Raw genomic sequence first — 17,221 nt, 5'->3', positions numbered from 1 at the left:
AACCTCACTCCGAAGCGGCAGTGGCTGGCTGCGCAATACGCTGCAGCCCGGTGAAACCGGCGACGACCAGGCTGCCATCGGCGGCCTCGATCAGACTTGAAACAGGCTTGCCCAACGGCTTGCCCAGTGGCAGCAGCGCCTCCCCGGTCCGCCTGCCATTGCGAAACAGCGTGCCGGCCTGGTTGACCAGCAATACCTGACCGTCCGCCAGGCGGGTGGCGTCGTTGAAGGAAATCGGCACGGGAACGGACAGGCACTGGAAGCTTGCGCCGGCATCGTTGGAAATGAAGGCATTGCCCTTCAGGCCGGCGACGAGCAGCGCGCCATCGGCACGACTCTGCAGGGTGAAGAAAGTGCCTTCGTAAGGGCTGTCCAACGGGCTGAAGGACGTCGCGTCATCCTCCGAACGCGCCAGGTACCCCTGCTCGCCCGCCAGGAACCAACGTGGCCCCTGGCGACTGATCGCGTACAAATGCAAGCCGTTCGGGTTGGCGATGCGTCCCATCAATGACTGCCAGGTCGCGCCGCCATCGGTGGTCTGCAGCGCCAAGCCGTAGGCCCCGACGATCAGCCCACGGTGTGCATCGATGAACTGGAGCGCCAGGAAGGGTTTGTCCGCCCCATCAGCGACCAGACGCTCGGCATTTTGTACCCGTGCCAGGGCGTCGTCCGGGTTGGCTGCCGTGGCCTGCTCGGCCTTGGCGGCCTCCAGTTCGAGCTGTGCCACGCGCACGCCGTCGAGCTGCAGCGTCCAGTGCTCGCCGCCATCATGCGTCGTCAGCACCACGCCAGCGTGGCCGACCGCCCAGCCCTGTTGCGCATCGACAAACTGCACCGCCGTCAGGCTGACCGACACCGGCACCGAAGCCTGGCGCCAGCTCTGCCCGTTATCGTCGGAAAACACCACCAGGCCCCGCTCGCCCACGGCGACGAGACGTGTACCGGCGCGCGCCAAGTCGATCAAAACGCCGTCCTGCGCAGCCGACACCTGCATGGCGGGAGTATTCAGCGGCACGTCCACGGCAGCCGTCCCGGCCAGGCATTCGCTCGCGGCGACGGGCAGGCACAGGGCCAAGAGCAACGCGCCCGCCTGACTGATTCTGTTCATAACCTACCTCGGAAAAACACTCATCCCCCAAGGGCAAGCCGACAGGCCCGCCCCTGGCTCTCGGCCCGATCAACGCACGCCGCGACCCGCCATCGCCGCAGGCGAGAACTCCGAGGCCTTGTAGCGATCAACCGCGCGATACTGCTCAGGCAACCCGGCATAGAGGTTCTGGATAAACCACGCACCGGAGGTCAGGTCGTAGAAACCGGAAGACAGTTGCACCAGGCCTGGCAGGTCGGGCAATACGGAAGGCAGCGACCAGAGGGTCTTGGCCAGTTGGCCGCTGGCGTCCCAACGATCGCCGAGCAGGGCTTGCCAAGTGTCCTCGTCGAGGTAGTAGCGGCCCTTGGGCAACTGGTGGCGCTTGCCGGCGGCCACCGTCGACTCGACCACCCAGACGCGGTGCAGCTCCCAGCGCACGTAGTCCGGGTTCAGATGGTGCTTGCCCAACAGGTCCTGCGGCTGGGCAGCGTTCTGCACCTTGTTGGTGTTGTAGGGAACGTAGATCTCCTGCTTGCCGACCAGTTTCCAGTCGAACCGGTCCGTACGCCCGCCCCACACACTCAACTCATCGAAGGACATGACCCCGGCGGTGGAAGGCGTCGGCGTGTCACAGCAGGCGTTGGGCAGCGTGCGCACCCGGCGCTGGCCGCTCAGGTAGACATGGGCCTGGGATTTGTCGCCGTTGATGTTTTCACGCCCGAGGATCTGCTCGCCGGCACGAATCGCCGGGCCGAGGTTGACGAAGTGCACCAGCCAGTAGTCGCCCGAGTAGTTTTCAGGACCTCCTTCCTGGAAGTAGTAGGGCATTTCCTGGGTCAGCAGGCCGTCGCTGGTCATCACCTGGTTGCCGTCGGCGGTCATCAGATAGTGGCGAAAATGCCCCGCCACCGAGGTGCCACGCCAGTTCAACACATGGTTCCAGATGGCTTCGGTACCGTTCTGTGGAATCGGAAACGGAATCCCGCCATAGGCACCGTCGGGAATCAGGCCGGCGCTGCTGTTGATCAGTCTGGCGCGGGTCGCATTCTTGAAGGTGTTGTCGTAGACCCATTGCGGCGCGGCCGCCGTGCGCCGGGTCGGGTAGACATCGATGCGATAGGTCTCCGGAAAGCGCTTGAACAGCTCCTTGGTGCCGTCGCTGAGCTTGTCGGCGTACTTGGCCAGGTTCTGTGCAGTGATGCTGAACAAGGGTTTATCGGCGGCAAACGGATCGCTGCGCTTGGCGCCCGGGACATAGCCCGGCTCGACCTTGGTGTAGCCACCGTCCCAGGCCGGGATGCTGCCGTCGGCATTGCCAGCCTTCTCGGCACCGAAGGGCGTCAGGGTCTTGCCCAGCGCGGCGGCTTGTTCGGCGCTGGCGGCCAGGGCGATCGGCGCGGCGGCGGCCAGCAGGGTTAAGCACAAGGCCTTTAGAGTGAACTGAATGGTCATGCGCGAATCCTCTTAAAACGTGGTCTTGACGGAGAAAGCCAGGTAATCCCGGTCCTTCAGCGACTGCTTGTAGTTGAACTGGTTGGCGGCGTTGAGGCTGGTGTCCTCGGGACCATAGAAGTGGGTGTAGGTCAGCCCCACGGTCACTTGGTCCAGGTAGGTGGCGGAGACACCGATGTTCATGTCCCCTCCCCGATCGGGACCGAACCCGCTGATCACCGCCGACTTGCCCATGGGGAAATAGCTGATGCCCACGGGCACGCTGATATCCACGCCTGGGAAGAACTGGCGATAGGTGGGCGTGTAAACCAGCTTCAAGCCCAGGCCGTCATCGGTGGCGTTGGGGTCCAGCGCGGCACGATTCCTGGTCACGGCCAGCAGGCGGTTCCAGGCGACCTCGCCCACCAGGCTGGCTTCATTGGAAACAAAGGAAGGGCCCAGCGAGGCCAGGACGTTGAGGTTGACGTGGGCCGTGCGGCCGACGGCATAGAGGGCGTCATCGTTGTTGTCCGCGTCGACGCCCGGCAGGACGGTCTGGGCGTTGGACACCAGCGGCATGTTCCAGCGCATCGACGCTTCGCCGGCAAAGCTGTACTCATTCACCGAAGTCGCGAAGCTGGCCCCCAGTACGCGAATATCTTCCGGGTAGACCCAGGAGTATTCGCCGACCTGCCCGGTGCTGAAGTTCGGCCCGGTGGCATTCGGCTTCAAATACAACGTCGGGGTTTTCTCGTGGTACTGCAGCGCGTACAGGCCGTAATCCGTCGTCCCGGTGTTGTACTTGAGCTGCAGGCCGCCCTGGCCGGAGCTCCTGGCCTTCTTGTCCTTGCCATGGAAAAACGCCGCCGGGCTGTTGGCATTGCCGCCAAGGAAATCCGGGAATGGCCCGCCCGTGATCAGCCGTTCATTGCCATCGCCGATGGTATCGCTGGTGGAGAAATAACTGCCGGCACCCGGCAAGCGGGTGGCTTCCCACTCCAACTGGTAGAAGGCGCCCAACGACACATCGTCGGTCAGTTGGTAGGCGGTCGAGAGCTGGTTGACCGGCCGGGTGATTTCCTTGAATTGCGTGTTGGGCACCGACTGCGCCTTGACCACGTCCACCGGCGCCATGGCCCCGGCAATCCCGTTGCCGCCGAAGAACAGGCTCTCGCCCCAGATCAGGCCGTGGCGCCCCGCGCGAACCGACAAGGTACGGTCGGCCAGCTCACCGTTCCAGTAGACAAAGGCGTCCAGCAGCTCACCGTCGCCACCGTGCAGTTGCTGGGTGTCGTGAGTGAATTCGTCGAAGCCCACCGACCGTTGGTTGGCGCTGGCCGCGTCGTTGTTGTCGTTGCGGTCCTGATACACGGTGTCGTACCAGGCGGCGCCGCTCAGACGGGCACCGAAGTTGTGAAAACCGATGTCCAGTTCGGAAAGAATATCCAGGCGATTGGAGATCAGCCCCTTGCCGAAGTTGTGGTCGCCGTCATTCTGGTTCAGCGCCGTCTGGCCCTCGCTGAGTTTGCTGCTGGGGTCCTTCAGCCGCCAGGCCGCGCTGTACTTCAGCGTGTTGTCCCAGCGCAAGCTGAGATCCGGATTGCCGGTATCGATCTGGAAGGCCTGGGCAGCCGAAGCGCCCAGCCCCAGGCTCGCAGCAAGGGTCAGTGTAAAGGGGACGCGCCGCGACGCAGCGATCTTGCGAGTAGCCATCGAAGTAACCCTCTTATTGTTTTTTTTGTATGTCAGTTCTTCTGGTAAAACCGTGCCGCAATCCAGCCAGGCCTACCGACTGTTTTTGCACGCATTCGCTGCCGGGTTGTGTTCACTTTCTCGGCAAAGCAGGCGTTTGACTAATCGCATGTAGGGATACGATGTATCAGAAACCGCGATACATTCATGACCCCGCAGGCACCTCCAGTTGGCCGGCTTCGAGCACCAGCCAATCGGCCTCCGCGTGCCATTGCAGAGCACTCAGGCTTTCCCCCAGGCACGGCCCGTAGACGCACAAACCCGTGTCCGGAAGGAACCTTGCACCGTGGGCGTAACAGATGACCTGGCGGCCATCGACGCTGAGAAAACGGTCCTTGCGGTACTCCAGGCGCACCTCCAGATGCGGGCAACGGTTGCGATAAACCCGCACCTCGCCGTCATGGCGCAGGGCAAACACGCTGTCTTTTCCGGTGCCCAGAGGGTCGAACCCGCGGGACTGCCCTTCGACCAGTTCATCCAGGCGGCACAGCACCAACGCTTCATGGCTCATGGACCCAATCCGCACTCAAGCCTGCTTGGGCGGCGGACCGCTCGGGAACCATTTTTCCCGGGAGGTGAACAGGAACAGTTGCGAGTTATCCGCCGACAACGGCGCCTGGCGCGCTTCCCAGGCGTCATCGTGCTTGTCCATGTCGGCGTCATATTCGATGTGGCAGCCCAGCGGACTGTTGAAGTACCAGAACCAGTTGGAGCCGAAGAGGTGGCGGCCCGGGCCCCAGAAACTGGTCCAGCCTTGCTGTTCGAAACGCCGGCCCGCCAGCAGCACTTCCGTGCCGCTGCCCAGGTGAAAGGTGAAGTGCTCGCAGCCCTTCATGTGCGGCGGGGTCTGGATCATGAACAGGCAGTGATGGTCATCGGAACCGGCCGGACGCATGAACGGGCCCGCGCCAACGAAAGCATCCGTGGTCACGAAGCCCAGGCGCTTGTAGAAGGCTTCGGCCTTGACCGCGTCCGGCACGAAATACACCACGTGGGACAATGTGCGCGGCAAGGCCTGCATGTCCGGGTTGACTGCCGGCTGGTTGACCGGACGCTGGGCGGCATGGCCCGGTGCGTTGGTCAGGTCGGCTGGCGCGCTGTACGGGCGTCGCACGCTGACCTGGAAACCAATGGCGAAACCCATGTCGTCCACACTGTGCACGGAACCATCGGCACCGCGAGTCACCAGGCGATCCCGCCCCAGTTCATCAGCGATGGCCTCGAGGTCCGCCACGCCGGCGACGCCGTAAACGGTTTCACGAATCGAGGGCGCAGGCCCGATGGCCGCTGGCAAACGGACGTCATCCGCCCGACGGATAATCACCGCCGTGCCGTCGAGCGCTTCGAAACGACCCCCCTCGCTGTCGACATCGACAGGTTGCAGACCGTAGTCACGCAGGCAATGCGTGCAGGCTTGAATATCGTCGACGCCAAAAATCAAGGCATCAAGACCGATGATGTTCATGGTTACCACTCCGTTGTAATTATTCGCATGAGGCCAGCCCCCGCTCTCAAGGCTGCAGGCTATGCGCTGCCGAGCCAGGTTCTGGAGTCGGCAAGGCCTCATGGCCGGCCGACTGTGGGCCGATACTGAAGGGGTAGGAATTCACTGACTAATCGCTTGTCGGGATGCGACCTATCGGCAAATGCGATACCTGGCTGCACCGCACAAGCGGCGGGGAATATCGAATCGGCGATACTCGACTCGCCCGCTTGCGGGACTTGACGCCGCGATAGGAAGGTCGGAATGTATTTACAAAATAAATACAAGAATCGAGACCGCCATGCGTTTCAACCACCTGGATCTCAATCTCCTGGTGGCGCTTGATGTGTTGCTGGAAGAGCAGAACATCACCCGCGCCGCCGAACGCCTGCACATGACTCAATCCGCCACCAGCGGTGTACTGGGCAGGCTGCGCCTGTATTTCGAAGATGAACTGCTGGCGCAGGTCGGGCGCAAGATGCAACCCACGCCCTATGCCCGGGAACTGGCGGCGCCGGTGCGTGAAATATTGCTGACGATCCAGTCCTCGATTACCGCCAAACCGGTCTTCGATCCAGCCACCAGCAAGCGCCACTTCCGCTTGATCACCTCGGACTACCTGATCAGCGTCCTGTTCGCCCGGGTTATCCAGAAGATTTCCCTGGAAGCCCCGCACATCACCTTCGAACTGCTGGGCCCCGGCGACACCTCCACCGAGCTGCTGATGCGCGGCGAAGCGGACATGATGATCGTGCCTGAGCACTACCTCATCGAAGGCCATCCGTCGCAGTTGCTGTTCGAAGAAGAACACGTTTGCGTCGTGTGGGATGGCAATACCCTGGTGGGCGACAGCATCACGCTGGATCAGTACATCGAGATGGGTCACGTCTCCGTGATCTTCGGCCGCAACCGGCAACTGAGCGTCGAAGAATGGCTGATGAGCCAATACGGCCTCACCCGCCGCATGGAAGTGGTAACCCACGACTTCAACACCCTGCCACAGCTGATCGTCGGCACCCAGCGTATCGCGACCATGCTCCAGCGAATGGCCAGGCTCTACGCCAACTACCTGCCGCTGCGCATCGTGCAGCCGCCGGTGAAAATCCCGGTGATGCGTGAGTTCATGCTCTGGCATCGCACGATGGAAGGCGATCCGATGCACCGCTGGCTGCGGGCGAAAATCAGCCAGATCATCAACGAGCTGGAGCAGTAGCGACTGCCCGCTGCTTGAGCTTTTCGCTGGCGTGCAGCCCATGGCCTCAAAGCGATGGTGCACGCCCCCTCCATCGCCGTTCGCAATACCTCCCATCCCGACTCGCGATTGGCCAAACAACCGGCCTCCCCTTAGCCTGCTTCGAACCGCCAGGCTTGGCGATCCCGCTCCGGACCTGGCCGCCTGCCTTTGCTTGCACAAGGACAACAACAATCATGTTTCGCTACTTTCCAACCAACTACGTGTGGAACCTTTCCGTCGACCTGGCCATTGAAATGGGCGCCCGCATCGGCGAAATCGAGGAAATGTGCGCGCCATTGCAAGACGCCGCCAGGCAGCCGGATGCCGCCGGCAGCCAGGCTTTCCGTGAAACCTGGGCGAACATGGCCGACAAGCTGTGCGGCTTGGCTGAAGAAGACGAAGGCAAGGGACGGATGTTGTCCGCCGGTGAAAAGTACAACCGCGCCGCCACCTATTACCTGAGCTGCGAACGCCTGCAGGCCCATGGTGCGCCTGGCCGCACGGCGTTGTACCAACGTTTTCTACAGACCTTCCAGCGCGGCATCGAACTGTCGAGGGAAAACTGTGAACGCGTGGAAATCCCCTACGAGGGCAAACACCTCAGCGGCCTGCTGGTCCGTGCCGAAGGCGTCAGCAGCCCCGCGCCGATCCTGGTGCAGGTCAATGGGCTGGATTCCACCAAGGAAATGAAATACCGCGTCGGCCTCCCCACCTGGCTGGCGAAACGTGGCGTGTCGTCGTTGATCATCGACCAGCCCGGCACGGGCGAAGCACTGCGCCTGCATGACCTGACGGCGCGGTTTGACAGCGAACACTGGGCCAGCCGCGTGGTGGACTGGCTGGAAACCCGCGACGATGTCGACGCCAGGCGCATTGGCCTGGAAGGCGTGTCGCTCGGTGGTTATTACTGCCCGCGCGCCGTGGCCTTCGAGCCGCGCTTTGCGTGCGGCGTGGTATGGGGCGCCAACCATGACTGGCGCGACGTGCAGAAGCGTCGCCTGGAAAAGGAAGGCAGTTTCCCGGTGCCGCATTACTGGTCCCATGTGTCTTGGGTCTGGGGCGCCAAAGACACGGACCAGTTCATGGCCATCGCCGAGCAGGTCCATCTGGACGGCATCCTGGATCGCATCAAGGTGCCCTTCCTGGTCACCCATGGCGAGAAAGATTCACAGATCCCGTTGAAATGGGCACACCGCACCTACGACCAGTTGGTCAACAGCCCGAAACGCGAACTGAAAATCTTCACCGACCGCGAGGGCGGCGTGCAGCATTCGAGTTTCGACAACAGTATCAATGCCGGCCAGTACATTGCCGACTGGGTGGCTGAAGTGCTCGGTGGTCATACGGCATGAGCGGCGTCTGACGAGCTACCAGGATCAGGCCCTGGCGGTCCTTTGTCCGCCCGAGCCTGATCGAATCGGAACAGCCAGCCCGGCTCATCAACCAGCCTTGATCAAGTCCTTGAAGATCAGCTTGCCTAGCTGTTTCCAAGCGCTTGCACCAGCAGTCCTTCTTCCGAAAGCCCACCCAGCGTGATTGCGGACAAATGCCCCTCTGATGTCGGCGGAACTGGTCGAAGCCCACGGACCTGCTATCTTCATCACAGACCTGAGTAGTTGCGATCCCATCCGTATCCAGGTCTGTACAGGGAGTGGATGAAGTTGGAAGCAGTGGAACTGCTCGCTATTGACGAACGGCTCATGCCATCGCCCCATGGCGAGTGTGATGTGATCATCGTCAATTACAACGCTGGTGAGCTGTTGCTGGCGAGTGTCGGATCGGCCTTTGCCGCCGGCGCCTCCAGGGTGATCGTCGTGGATAACGACTCCCACGACGACAGCCTGAGGTTGCTTGAGCGAACCCACGCCGACGGCGACTCGCTTCGAATCGTTCGCAATGCCACGAATCTCGGCTTTGCCGTGGCGTGCAATCAAGGTGCCCGCCTGTCAGCGGCCCCCAACTTGCTCTTCCTTAACCCTGACACCGAGCTGGCCGCCGATGCCCTGGAGCGCATGCTGCAGGCACTGCGCAGCTCACCCGGAATCGGCATGGTCGGTGGTTTCCTGTGCAATCCGGACGGCAGCGAGCAGCCCGGTGGGCGTCGGGTATTTCCGACGCCCAGGCGGGCCTTCATGCGGGCTTTCGGCCTCTCGCGGCTCGCGGTTCTTTTCCCATCGGTGCTTTCAGACTTTTTATTGCACAAGGAGCCGCTACCCAGCATCCCCATTGTCGTCGAGGCCATCTCCGGGGCTTGCATGTTGGTCAAGCGCGAAGCGATCGAGAGCGTCGGGCTGTGGGACGAAGATTATTTCCTGCATTGCGAGGACCTGGACTGGTGCATGCGCTTCCATCAGGCCGGCTGGCGCGTCCTGTTCGTGCCGGATGCCCGGGTGATGCATGTGTTCGGCGGTTGCAGCCGTCATCGTCCCTATTTCGTCGAATGGCACAAACACCTGGGATTCCTGCGTTTCTATCGCAAGTTCTTCCGCCGCAGGTACCCAGCCGTACTGTGGGTCAGCGTGGTCATCGGAGTGTGGTTTCGATTCGGCCTGATGGTTGTTCGCCACGCGACTTCCCGGCTCTGACATTCATGGAACCCCCGATAAAGAGCGTTCAATGCGCATAGGAATATTAGGCGGCTCCAGCCTCCTGGGTGAGCGCGCCCTGCCACTGCTGGCCCAAAACGGCCACTCGACCAGCGCGTTTACCCGAGGCGTGCCCAACGTATCTTGCCCAGGTGTGACGTGGCGAAACGCAGATGACTGGCACGGACTGACGCTGGACACGTTTCTGTCGTTTGCCCCCCTCTGGGTGTTACCCGACTATCTGGAGCGCCTTGCCAATACCCAGGTCAGACGCGTTGTCGTCCTCTCCTCCACGAGCCGCTTTGCCAAGCACGCATCGCCCGATGCCCAGGAAAGGGACGTGGCGCAACGCTTGATCAGTGCAGAAGAACAGCTCAAGCAGTGGGCAAACGAACGGCAGGTTGAATGGGTGATCCTGCGACCGACCCTGGTCTATGGGTTTGGCCGCGACAAGAACGTTTCGGAAATAGCGCGTTTTATCCAACGCTTCGGATTTTTTCCGCTCATTGGCGGCGCGACTGGTTTGCGTCAACCGGTGCACGGTGATGACGTGATCCAGGCGTGTCTATCCGCCATGGGCGCACCTGGCCTGCCCAGTGGCGGTTATAACCTGTCAGGGGGAGAAATTCTGCCCTACCACCTAATGGTGACCCGGATATTCGAAGCCATGGGGCGCCCGCAGCGAACGTTGCGCCTGCCTGCCGCGGCATTGAGCAAGGGCGTTTCGCTCCTGCGCTGCCTGCCACGCTACCGACACCTGTCTAGCGCCTTGGTGGCGCGAATGAATCAGGACCTGGTATTCGACCATTCCCAAGCCAGTGAACGGCTTGGCTTTGCTCCCAGGACGTTTCATCTGGGTTGCGAGGACTTGCCTGAACGCTGAATTGACCTTCGATGGCTAACGCATTTTCCCCTGTGGGAGCCTGCTCGCGAAGAGGGCATCACCGTCGATGAAGTGCCTGGGTGTGCCGACCTTTTCGCGAGCAGGCTCGCTCCCACCAAAGGGTTCCGCGAACCTGCATTGCCACCCACCTAGCCCTTCTCCACGCCAGGCGCTTGCCGGTGGACATGGGCCTGCCAAGCGCCCCATTTGCTTTCGAAGTACGCCTGGTTTTTATCCCAGAGCGCCTGATATTCGCCGCTGGCGATCAGCTTCCTGAACGATGCCTGCCCATAGTGATGGATAAACGAATCTTCGACGCACACAGTCCGGTAGCCGGCCGCCTGCACGCGACGGCTGTAGTCGTCGTCCTCGAACAGGCCGATCCCGAATGCCTCATCCAGATACCCCACTTCTTCGAGAATGCCTCGGCGAAAGGCGACACAAAACATCGCGAGCATCGGAATATCGAATGAGCGTCCCTTATGGGCTCCGGCATAGCAGTCTGCAAACGCTTGCATCTGCTGGATATCGGTGTAGGAAACCTCGATTTTCGCTTCGTTGCCGACCGCATTCGTGACCGGTCCCACCATGCCGATACTCGGCTCTCTCAAATGCATGACCAGCGGATCCAGCCAGCCGCCAGGCACTATCGTGTCGTTATTGAGCAACAGCAGGATGTCACCGTCGGCTTCTCGCAACCCTTGATTGTTGGCCGCGGCGAAGCCGCGGTTGTCCGGGTTGAGAATGATCTTCGCGGTCGGCACCTCGTTGCGCAGGCGCTCAAGGTAATCAGCCGTGCCGTCCTGCGAGCCGTTGTCGATCACAATGAGCTGGTAATTGGGCCAGGTGGTATTGCGAAGAATGCTGTTGATGCATTGAATCGTCAGACTGAGATTGTTGTACGTCACGAGCACGATGGAGACTTTTTCATACAGTCCGGCGATAGCCAGTTGCAGGCTATTGAATCGATCCTTCCAATCATTGGCCCGGGCGAGCTCCACGCGCCGTTTGTACAAGGCCAGGTCGCGTTCGGCCAAGGCCCGCTCGATCTGCTCGATGAACTCATCGACTCCGGTTGCAAAGTACAGCAAGTCTTCATAAATGCTCATCTCCGCCAAAGGCGTGGAGATCACGGGCTTTCCTGCACTGATGTACTCGTAGAACTTCACCGGATCGACCGCATGCGTCACGTTGTAAAGCCTGAAGGGAATCAGGCAGGCGTCGAAATGGTCCAGGTAAAGCGGCATCTGCGCGTAAGGCTTGCGGCCCAGCAACTGCACGTTGGGCTTGTGCTCGAGGCCCGCCAGATCGTCGACGAAAATGTCCCCCACCAGAATGAAGTTCCACTCGGGTCGGCGGTCCGCCAGCGCCGCCAGCAATGGGTAATCGAGCCATTGCGCCAGGGCGCCGTAGTAGCCAATGACCGGGCCGACCAGCCCACTCAGCAAATCATTGTTGAAACAGTGCTGCCGGAAAAAATCGAAATCCACTGCGTTGCGAACCAGCATGCAGCGGGGGTTATGGGCGCACCACTTCTGGTAAAGCAGCCCGGCGGAAACGGTTACCAGATCCGCCTGCGCAACCAGGGCTTTCTCCTCATTCAGCAATTGTTCGCCGATGTTTGGAAAACCATCCCAGTCATCCATGCAGTCATAGTGCACGCGCCAGCCATGCAGGGCACGCAGGCTGAGGGCCACGGGGCTCCAGTAAGCGATATGCACCACCGAGAGGGCGGTTCTGATCTGCATATCGGCGACCAACGCAGCCAGGGCATGCAGCAAGGCCTGATGATTCTCAGGCGTTACCACCTTTTCGTAATACGCCGCTTGCGCCTCGCGTTGCAGGGCCACTTCAAAGATATTCGGCGCTACCGACGTCAATCGATACAGCTGTCCCTCCTCCGGCAGGCTGGAGGGCACGATATAAAAAACCCGGTGACCATTGCTCGCGAACTGCCCCATCAATTGCTGCGGTCGCTGGAAGCGTGCGGCCCAGTCGATGTTGGCGAAGCAGAGAATATCCAGGCGCCCTTTCGTGACGAAATCAGCTTCCACACCAGGACTCGGCAACGGCCGCGGCGCTGTTGGGTAGGCCGTCGCGGCGACCGGCTCGGGCAATTCATGCGTGGCGCCAAAACCATAACGCATCATCCGGAAAAGCGCGCGCAGGGGCCGGGTCAAACGCCACGAACGGGTGTTCTGCAGGAAATCCACTTGTGCCAGGGCGATATCGCGCTCGTTGATGGCCGCGTCTCTTTGAGCCAAGGCGGCGTCACGGTCGATCTGGCTGCTGTCGATCTTAAGCACGTGGGTACCCATGCAACGGGGTGTCGTCGCCCGCCGGCCACATCGAGCTGAGGGAACCCGGTCGATAGAACGTCGCCGTCAGGCTTCGGCGGGAAGAACGACAGCCGCTCACCACGGGCGTGACGGCATGCCAGGAATTATCCGAACGCACCAGGATCGCCGAGTTGCCCACCAAGGGCTCGATCTCGGCCGCCACGGCGCCGGGATCGTTGCCGCGCAGGATGCTCAGGCACCCGCCGTCGTTGCGATCCCAGGACTCATTGAAATAAAGGATATGGGTGACCAGTTTATCCGGCAGGTCCGGATGGGCCCCCAGGCTCGCGCCGGGACCGTAATGAAAGACGTTGACCTCCATCGGCACGCTGCGCAGGTCGATCCCGGTCATCTCCGACATGGCCTCTCGATAACCCGCCGAGCCCAGGTCCTGCGCCAGTTCCAGCCACGCCTCGCTGAGTTCTTCAGGGAACGCGATGGCATGAGTGCCCATGCTCACCAGGGCGCGGGCTTCATAGTCATAGTTTTTTTCTCCGCCATAACCACTCACCGTCTTGAAGTGATCATGGGGAAAGGAGGCCGCCAACGCGGCGGCATCCTCGGGCGAATACAGGCCGCCGATTTCAGCCCATGAGAACGGGTGAGCCTTGAGCGCCGCAGGCGTGAGACGAGAGAGATCTAGCATGGTCTGTTCTTGTTCACTGTGAGGTTTCTGATACCACGGGCGATGGAGCGCAGTGGCGCGGTCATTCGGAACGAGTTGGAGTTCTGCAACTCAAGCATCCTGGCATCACTGAGGGCCAGTTGTTGGCTGAGCTGGACAATCCGTTGCTGCTGAGCAAGGTTGGGTGGCGGTTCGAGGGTGCCGGGCTCCGGCACGACGGGCCGGATCAACGATTCAGCCAGCGCTGGCTCCCCCCCCTCGGCCGCGGCTTCGAGCAGATTGGGCAGGTGTTGCAGGAACGCTCCCAATACCGGCTGGGATGAGGTTTTACCCTGGCGAATAATCGCCGCGACCCGATCCCAGTGATCGACCAACTGATCCGCCGCTGCTTGCGCCGCCAGCGATGGCCGGGTCTTGCCCAACCGCGCGACGAACCATTGCGGGTCGATTGTCGCCGGGTCCGGCAACGCATGAAGCGAGTCGAACCCAGCCAGCGCCGTGTACTTGCCGGTGGTCAGGTCTGCCGAGCAAAACACCGGGACACCAAACGCCAGGGCGGTGATTGCCAGGTGGTAGCTGTGGCCGATCACCGCTTGTGCCTGGCTGATGATTTCCGCCATCAACAACGGTTCCGGCCAGAACGATAACGTGATGGCCCCGGGCAGACGCCCGGCGATGACCGACGGATCGTCGCCCAGCACGGGGCCTATCGGGACCACCAGGAACTGATAATCCTGGAACGCCTCGGGGTGGTTTTCGAACAATTTCACGAATGACTCCACGACATGAATGGCGTGGATCACGATGTACGGCCCAGTCAGCCCGGCGTGCTCGCGCAGGCGAATGAACTCGGCGGAGGGCTGCTGCCCATCGATCAGGCGCGGCAAGCCAAACGCGGTATCGGGCAGCACGTCGATGTCGGCTTGTTGGGTGAGCGCGCCGAGCGTATCGCGCGTCAGTGCGTCACGGACTCGCACGTACTGGCTTTGCTCGAGGGCCATCGTCAATAGCGGCCTGGCCCAGGCGGGAACATCGTTGCAGTGCATACCGGGGGCATTCCATATCACTGGAATCGCATGCTGCAACGCGATCAGCGCAGGCGTCAGCCAATAACCGGTCGGGTGATGAATATCGGCAGTTGGCGGCCCATAGCCGTGGGCTACGACTTTATCGAAGCGGATCAGAAATCCACCGCCGATCAGGACGCCATCCAGGCTGGCCGCCATATCGGGCAGTTCCGTCAGCGACGTCACTGCGTAGGGCCATTCAGGGCGGCGTTTTTCATGATAGGAAAACCGATGCAGCTCGACTGGACCCAAGCGCCGACCCAGCTCCGCCTCGGCAATGATCGGAAACAACAGGTCGCCGTAGTTCTCGACGTCGAAGGTGCCGAATATGGCGAGCTGCCACGCGTGCTCGTCCTGGTGTCCCGCCAAAACCGTTTCTCCTTGAGCCCCGCAGGCATCGGGAAGCGACTCGACCGGAGGAGGATCGATTCTCTTCAGCCCCAGGTCGACCACGCCCAGGAAATGCCGGGGGCTTGGCAACATGTCGAACGCCAGCGGCGCAACCTGTTTCTCGATCAGTTGCGAGGTGTCTTCCGTCGCCCCGTGCAACAACTTGAGGGTGACATGGTAGCGGCCCTCGGCGAGGTTGGCCGGGAAGCGCACCGTGATCGCCGCCCGCCGCCAGCCATTTTCGACGGGCCCCGGTTGCAGGGCGAAATTGCCACCACCCATCACCAGCAACCTGGCCTCCTGGAGGGTGAAGCTGATGTTGGGTTGAGTGATCGACTCATGCAGCATCGCCTCGACGCGAATCTCGATGTCGTCGCCATACAGGTAGCTGGAGCAAAGCTGCTCGGTATTGGTGAAGCAGGCAGCGCTGATATGCCCCTCTTCGGTTCCGAAGGCCATCCCCTGTCCGCCGATAAACGACTTGCGTGTCACCGGTATGACCCCGCCGCTGGCCCAGCGACGTTGCTCATCACGCATGTCGAGCAAGTGCAGCTCGGCCATTTCATCGGGCGAGCCGCTGGCTACGACCCGGCCCGCACGCAGGTAGATGACCCGGTGGCAAAAGCGCTTGACCATGCTCATGTCATGGGAAACGAACAGCAGCGTCGTGCCCTTGGCAGCCAGTTCCTCCAGCCGGTTCAGGCATTTGAATTGAAAGGATGCATCGCCGACCGAAAGAGCCTCATCGACGATCAGGATCTCTGGCTCCACACACACCGAGACGGCGAAGGCCAACCGCACCAGCATCCCGCTGGAATAGATCTTGGTGGGTTGGTCGATGAAGTCGCCGATATTGGCAAAGGCGAGGATATCGTCGAAGCGAGCGTCGATTTCCGAGCGACTCAAGCCCAGCACTGCCGCGTTCACATAGACATTTTCCCGCCCGGTGAACTCTGGATTGAAACCAGACCCCAGCTCAAGCAGCGCGGCAATCCGGCCATGTCCCTGGACACTGCCCCGGGTCGGCATCAACGTTCCGCAGATCAGTTGCAACAACGTGGACTTGCCACTGCCGTTACGGCCGATGATTCCGACGGTCTCGCCCTTGGCGATGGTCAGGGAAACATCGTCCAGGGCCCAGAACTCACGGTAGAAACGCTTCCTGCCGCGCACCAGCATCTGCAGCAGGCGGTCCTTGGGCGCATCGTAAATCTGATAACACTTGCTCAGGTTCTCGGCGCAGATGGCCACTTCAAACGACATCGGCAAAACCCTTCCATGAAACACGACCCATATTACGGCGCCGCTGGACAGTTCCTTTGCCGGGCGCTGCGGATGAGTTAAGCACAGAAACGGGAAAAAACGCCGGATGAATCTACACTGGTTCTACCCTCCATGAAGAAGCCACTCAAGGAGCCCCGAATATCGCCTCAAGGATCACGCAACAATGCAGTCGTTCAACACGTCCCCTGCCGCCATGGTCAAGAGTGTCCTGATCAATCGCCTGTTGATCTTCGTGTTGATCCGCAGGGAAGTCGCCGGTCGTTACAAAGGCTCGATGCTCGGTATCTTGTGGTCGTTCTTCACGCCCGTGTTCATGCTGGTGGTCTACACCTTCGTGTTCAGTGTCGTGTTCAAGGCCCGCTGGTCGGGCGGCGGTGAGTCCAAGAGCGAATTCGCCCTGGTGCTCTTTGCCGGCCTGCTGGTCTTCAACCTGTTTTCCGAATGCATGAATCGTGCGCCGGGCCTGGTGCTGGCCAATACCAATTACGTCAAGAAAATCCTGTTCCCATTGGAAACCCTGCCCCTGGTGTCGCTCGGCGCAGCACTGTTCCACATGGCCATCAGCGTGCTGGCCTGGCTGGTCTTTTATGTCGTCCTGTTCGGCCCCCCACCGATAACCGTCCTTCTGCTGCCACTGGTGCTCTTTCCAATGGTGTTGCTGACGCTGGGGCTCTCCTGGTTCCTGGCCTCGATAAGCGTCTACCTGCGCGATATCGGCCAGTTCATCGGCATCATTGTCACGGCGATGCTGTTCCTCTCGCCGATTTTCTATCCACGCTCGACGCTTCCGCACAGCTATCAGGCCGCCTTGCAGGCAAACCCGCTGACGTTGCCGGTGGAAATGGTTCGCGATGTGCTGTTCTGGGGCAGACCGCCGCAATGGGATCAACTGGCCACCTACTCGGCGATCGCCGTACTGGTCGCCTGCGCCGGGTTTGCCTGGTTCCAGAGGACCCGAAAAGGCTTTGCCGATGTCATATGAGCCCGTTGGCGTGGCGCGCTGGGCAGCACCCGCTATGATGATTCATGGCACGGCTGGAGCCGGTGCCTGCCTGGTG

The 17,221-nt window shown here is 61.2% G+C and carries 12 protein-coding genes and 2 pseudogenes; 5 read left to right on the top strand and 9 right to left on the bottom strand.

From position 1 onward, the window contains the following. Nucleotides 1–4: 4 nt before the first annotated feature. From M8Q45_RS09080 to M8Q45_RS09060, 5 genes are all read right to left on the bottom strand, one after another. Entirely contained in the window at nt 5–1,108 is a 1,104-nt protein-coding gene (locus M8Q45_RS09080) for a WD40/YVTN/BNR-like repeat-containing protein (protein ID WP_249874406.1), read from the bottom strand. A gap of 69 nt (nt 1,109–1,177) precedes the next feature. Next, complete coding sequence (locus M8Q45_RS09075) at nt 1,178–2,542, bottom strand: DUF1329 domain-containing protein (protein ID WP_249874405.1); 1,365 nt, start codon at nt 2,540–2,542, stop codon at nt 1,178–1,180. 12 nt (nt 2,543–2,554) lie between these two features. Beyond that, the gene (locus M8Q45_RS09070) at nt 2,555–4,234 is read right to left on the bottom strand and encodes a DUF1302 domain-containing protein (protein WP_198795841.1); all 1,680 of its coding nucleotides are present in this window, start codon (nt 4,232–4,234) and stop codon (nt 2,555–2,557) included. Nucleotides 4,235–4,418: 184 nt separating this feature from the next. After that, the gene (locus M8Q45_RS09065) at nt 4,419–4,784 is read right to left on the bottom strand and encodes a Rieske (2Fe-2S) protein (protein ID WP_249874404.1); all 366 of its coding nucleotides are present in this window, start codon (nt 4,782–4,784) and stop codon (nt 4,419–4,421) included. A 15-nt stretch (nt 4,785–4,799) separates the two neighbouring features. Next, entirely contained in the window at nt 4,800–5,738 is a 939-nt protein-coding gene (locus tag M8Q45_RS09060) for a VOC family protein (protein WP_249874403.1), read from the bottom strand. 319 nt (nt 5,739–6,057) lie between these two features. Between M8Q45_RS09060 and M8Q45_RS09055 the strand changes: the two genes are divergently transcribed. The 4 genes from M8Q45_RS09055 (at nt 6,058) to M8Q45_RS09040 (ending at nt 10,458) form a co-directional block, all read left to right on the top strand. Then, nucleotides 6,058–6,969: a LysR family transcriptional regulator gene (locus M8Q45_RS09055; RefSeq protein ID WP_030141685.1), complete on the top strand. Its 912-nt coding sequence runs from the start codon at nt 6,058–6,060 to the stop codon at nt 6,967–6,969. Between the two features lie 215 nt (nt 6,970–7,184). Next, nucleotides 7,185–8,342: an alpha/beta hydrolase family protein gene (locus M8Q45_RS09050; protein WP_249874402.1), complete on the top strand. Its 1,158-nt coding sequence runs from the start codon at nt 7,185–7,187 to the stop codon at nt 8,340–8,342. Nucleotides 8,343–8,645: 303 nt separating this feature from the next. Then, complete coding sequence (locus M8Q45_RS09045; protein WP_249874401.1) at nt 8,646–9,575, top strand: glycosyltransferase family 2 protein; 930 nt, start codon at nt 8,646–8,648, stop codon at nt 9,573–9,575. Nucleotides 9,576–9,606: 31 nt separating this feature from the next. Beyond that, entirely contained in the window at nt 9,607–10,458 is an 852-nt protein-coding gene (locus tag M8Q45_RS09040) for an NAD-dependent epimerase/dehydratase family protein (RefSeq protein ID WP_249874400.1), read from the top strand. 149 nt (nt 10,459–10,607) lie between these two features. Here the strand turns inward: M8Q45_RS09040 and M8Q45_RS09035 are convergent, their stop codons facing one another. The 4 genes and pseudogenes from M8Q45_RS09035 to M8Q45_RS09020 form a co-directional block, all read right to left on the bottom strand. Next, the gene (locus M8Q45_RS09035) at nt 10,608–12,764 is read right to left on the bottom strand and encodes a glycosyltransferase (RefSeq protein WP_249874399.1); all 2,157 of its coding nucleotides are present in this window, start codon (nt 12,762–12,764) and stop codon (nt 10,608–10,610) included. Further along, nucleotides 12,757–13,443 (bottom strand): 2OG-Fe(II) oxygenase, encoded by a 687-nt coding sequence (locus M8Q45_RS09030; RefSeq protein ID WP_249874398.1) that lies wholly within the window; start codon nt 13,441–13,443, stop codon nt 12,757–12,759. The genes M8Q45_RS09035 and M8Q45_RS09030 overlap by 8 nt, the downstream gene beginning before the upstream one ends. Further along, nucleotides 13,437–14,783, bottom strand: a pseudogene (locus tag M8Q45_RS09025) (polysaccharide pyruvyl transferase family protein); the annotation flags it as partial. The gene M8Q45_RS09030 and the pseudogene M8Q45_RS09025, both read right to left, overlap by 7 nt. A 138-nt stretch (nt 14,784–14,921) precedes the next feature. Further along, a pseudogene (locus M8Q45_RS09020) lies at nt 14,922–16,142 on the bottom strand (ABC transporter ATP-binding protein); the annotation flags it as partial. A 184-nt stretch (nt 16,143–16,326) separates the two neighbouring features. On the opposite strand from M8Q45_RS09020, the gene M8Q45_RS09015 reads away from it, so the two are divergent. Then, complete coding sequence (locus tag M8Q45_RS09015) at nt 16,327–17,145, top strand: ABC transporter permease (protein ID WP_249874397.1); 819 nt, start codon at nt 16,327–16,329, stop codon at nt 17,143–17,145. Nucleotides 17,146–17,221 lie beyond the last annotated feature (76 nt).

Source organism: Pseudomonas sp. T1.Ur (assembly GCF_023516725.1).
Lineage (GTDB): Bacteria > Pseudomonadota > Gammaproteobacteria > Pseudomonadales > Pseudomonadaceae > Aquipseudomonas > Aquipseudomonas alvandae.
This window is presented reverse-complemented; position numbering and strand designations above follow the sequence as displayed.

Coding starts and splice junctions, on each gene's coding strand:
- M8Q45_RS09080 (WP_249874406.1), bottom strand. CDS start 1,108: ATGAACAGAATCAGTCAGGCGGGCGCGTTGCTCTTGGCCCTGTGCCTG.
- M8Q45_RS09075 (WP_249874405.1), bottom strand. CDS start 2,542: ATGACCATTCAGTTCACTCTAAAGGCCTTGTGCTTAACCCTGCTGGCC.
- M8Q45_RS09070 (WP_198795841.1), bottom strand. CDS start 4,234: ATGGCTACTCGCAAGATCGCTGCGTCGCGGCGCGTCCCCTTTACACTG.
- M8Q45_RS09065 (WP_249874404.1), bottom strand. CDS start 4,784: ATGAGCCATGAAGCGTTGGTGCTGTGCCGCCTGGATGAACTGGTCGAA.
- M8Q45_RS09060 (WP_249874403.1), bottom strand. CDS start 5,738: ATGAACATCATCGGTCTTGATGCCTTGATTTTTGGCGTCGACGATATT.
- M8Q45_RS09055 (WP_030141685.1), top strand. CDS start 6,058: ATGCGTTTCAACCACCTGGATCTCAATCTCCTGGTGGCGCTTGATGTG.
- M8Q45_RS09050 (WP_249874402.1), top strand. CDS start 7,185: ATGTTTCGCTACTTTCCAACCAACTACGTGTGGAACCTTTCCGTCGAC.
- M8Q45_RS09045 (WP_249874401.1), top strand. CDS start 8,646: ATGAAGTTGGAAGCAGTGGAACTGCTCGCTATTGACGAACGGCTCATG.
- M8Q45_RS09040 (WP_249874400.1), top strand. CDS start 9,607: ATGCGCATAGGAATATTAGGCGGCTCCAGCCTCCTGGGTGAGCGCGCC.
- M8Q45_RS09030 (WP_249874398.1), bottom strand. CDS start 13,443: ATGCTAGATCTCTCTCGTCTCACGCCTGCGGCGCTCAAGGCTCACCCG.
- M8Q45_RS09015 (WP_249874397.1), top strand. CDS start 16,327: ATGCAGTCGTTCAACACGTCCCCTGCCGCCATGGTCAAGAGTGTCCTG.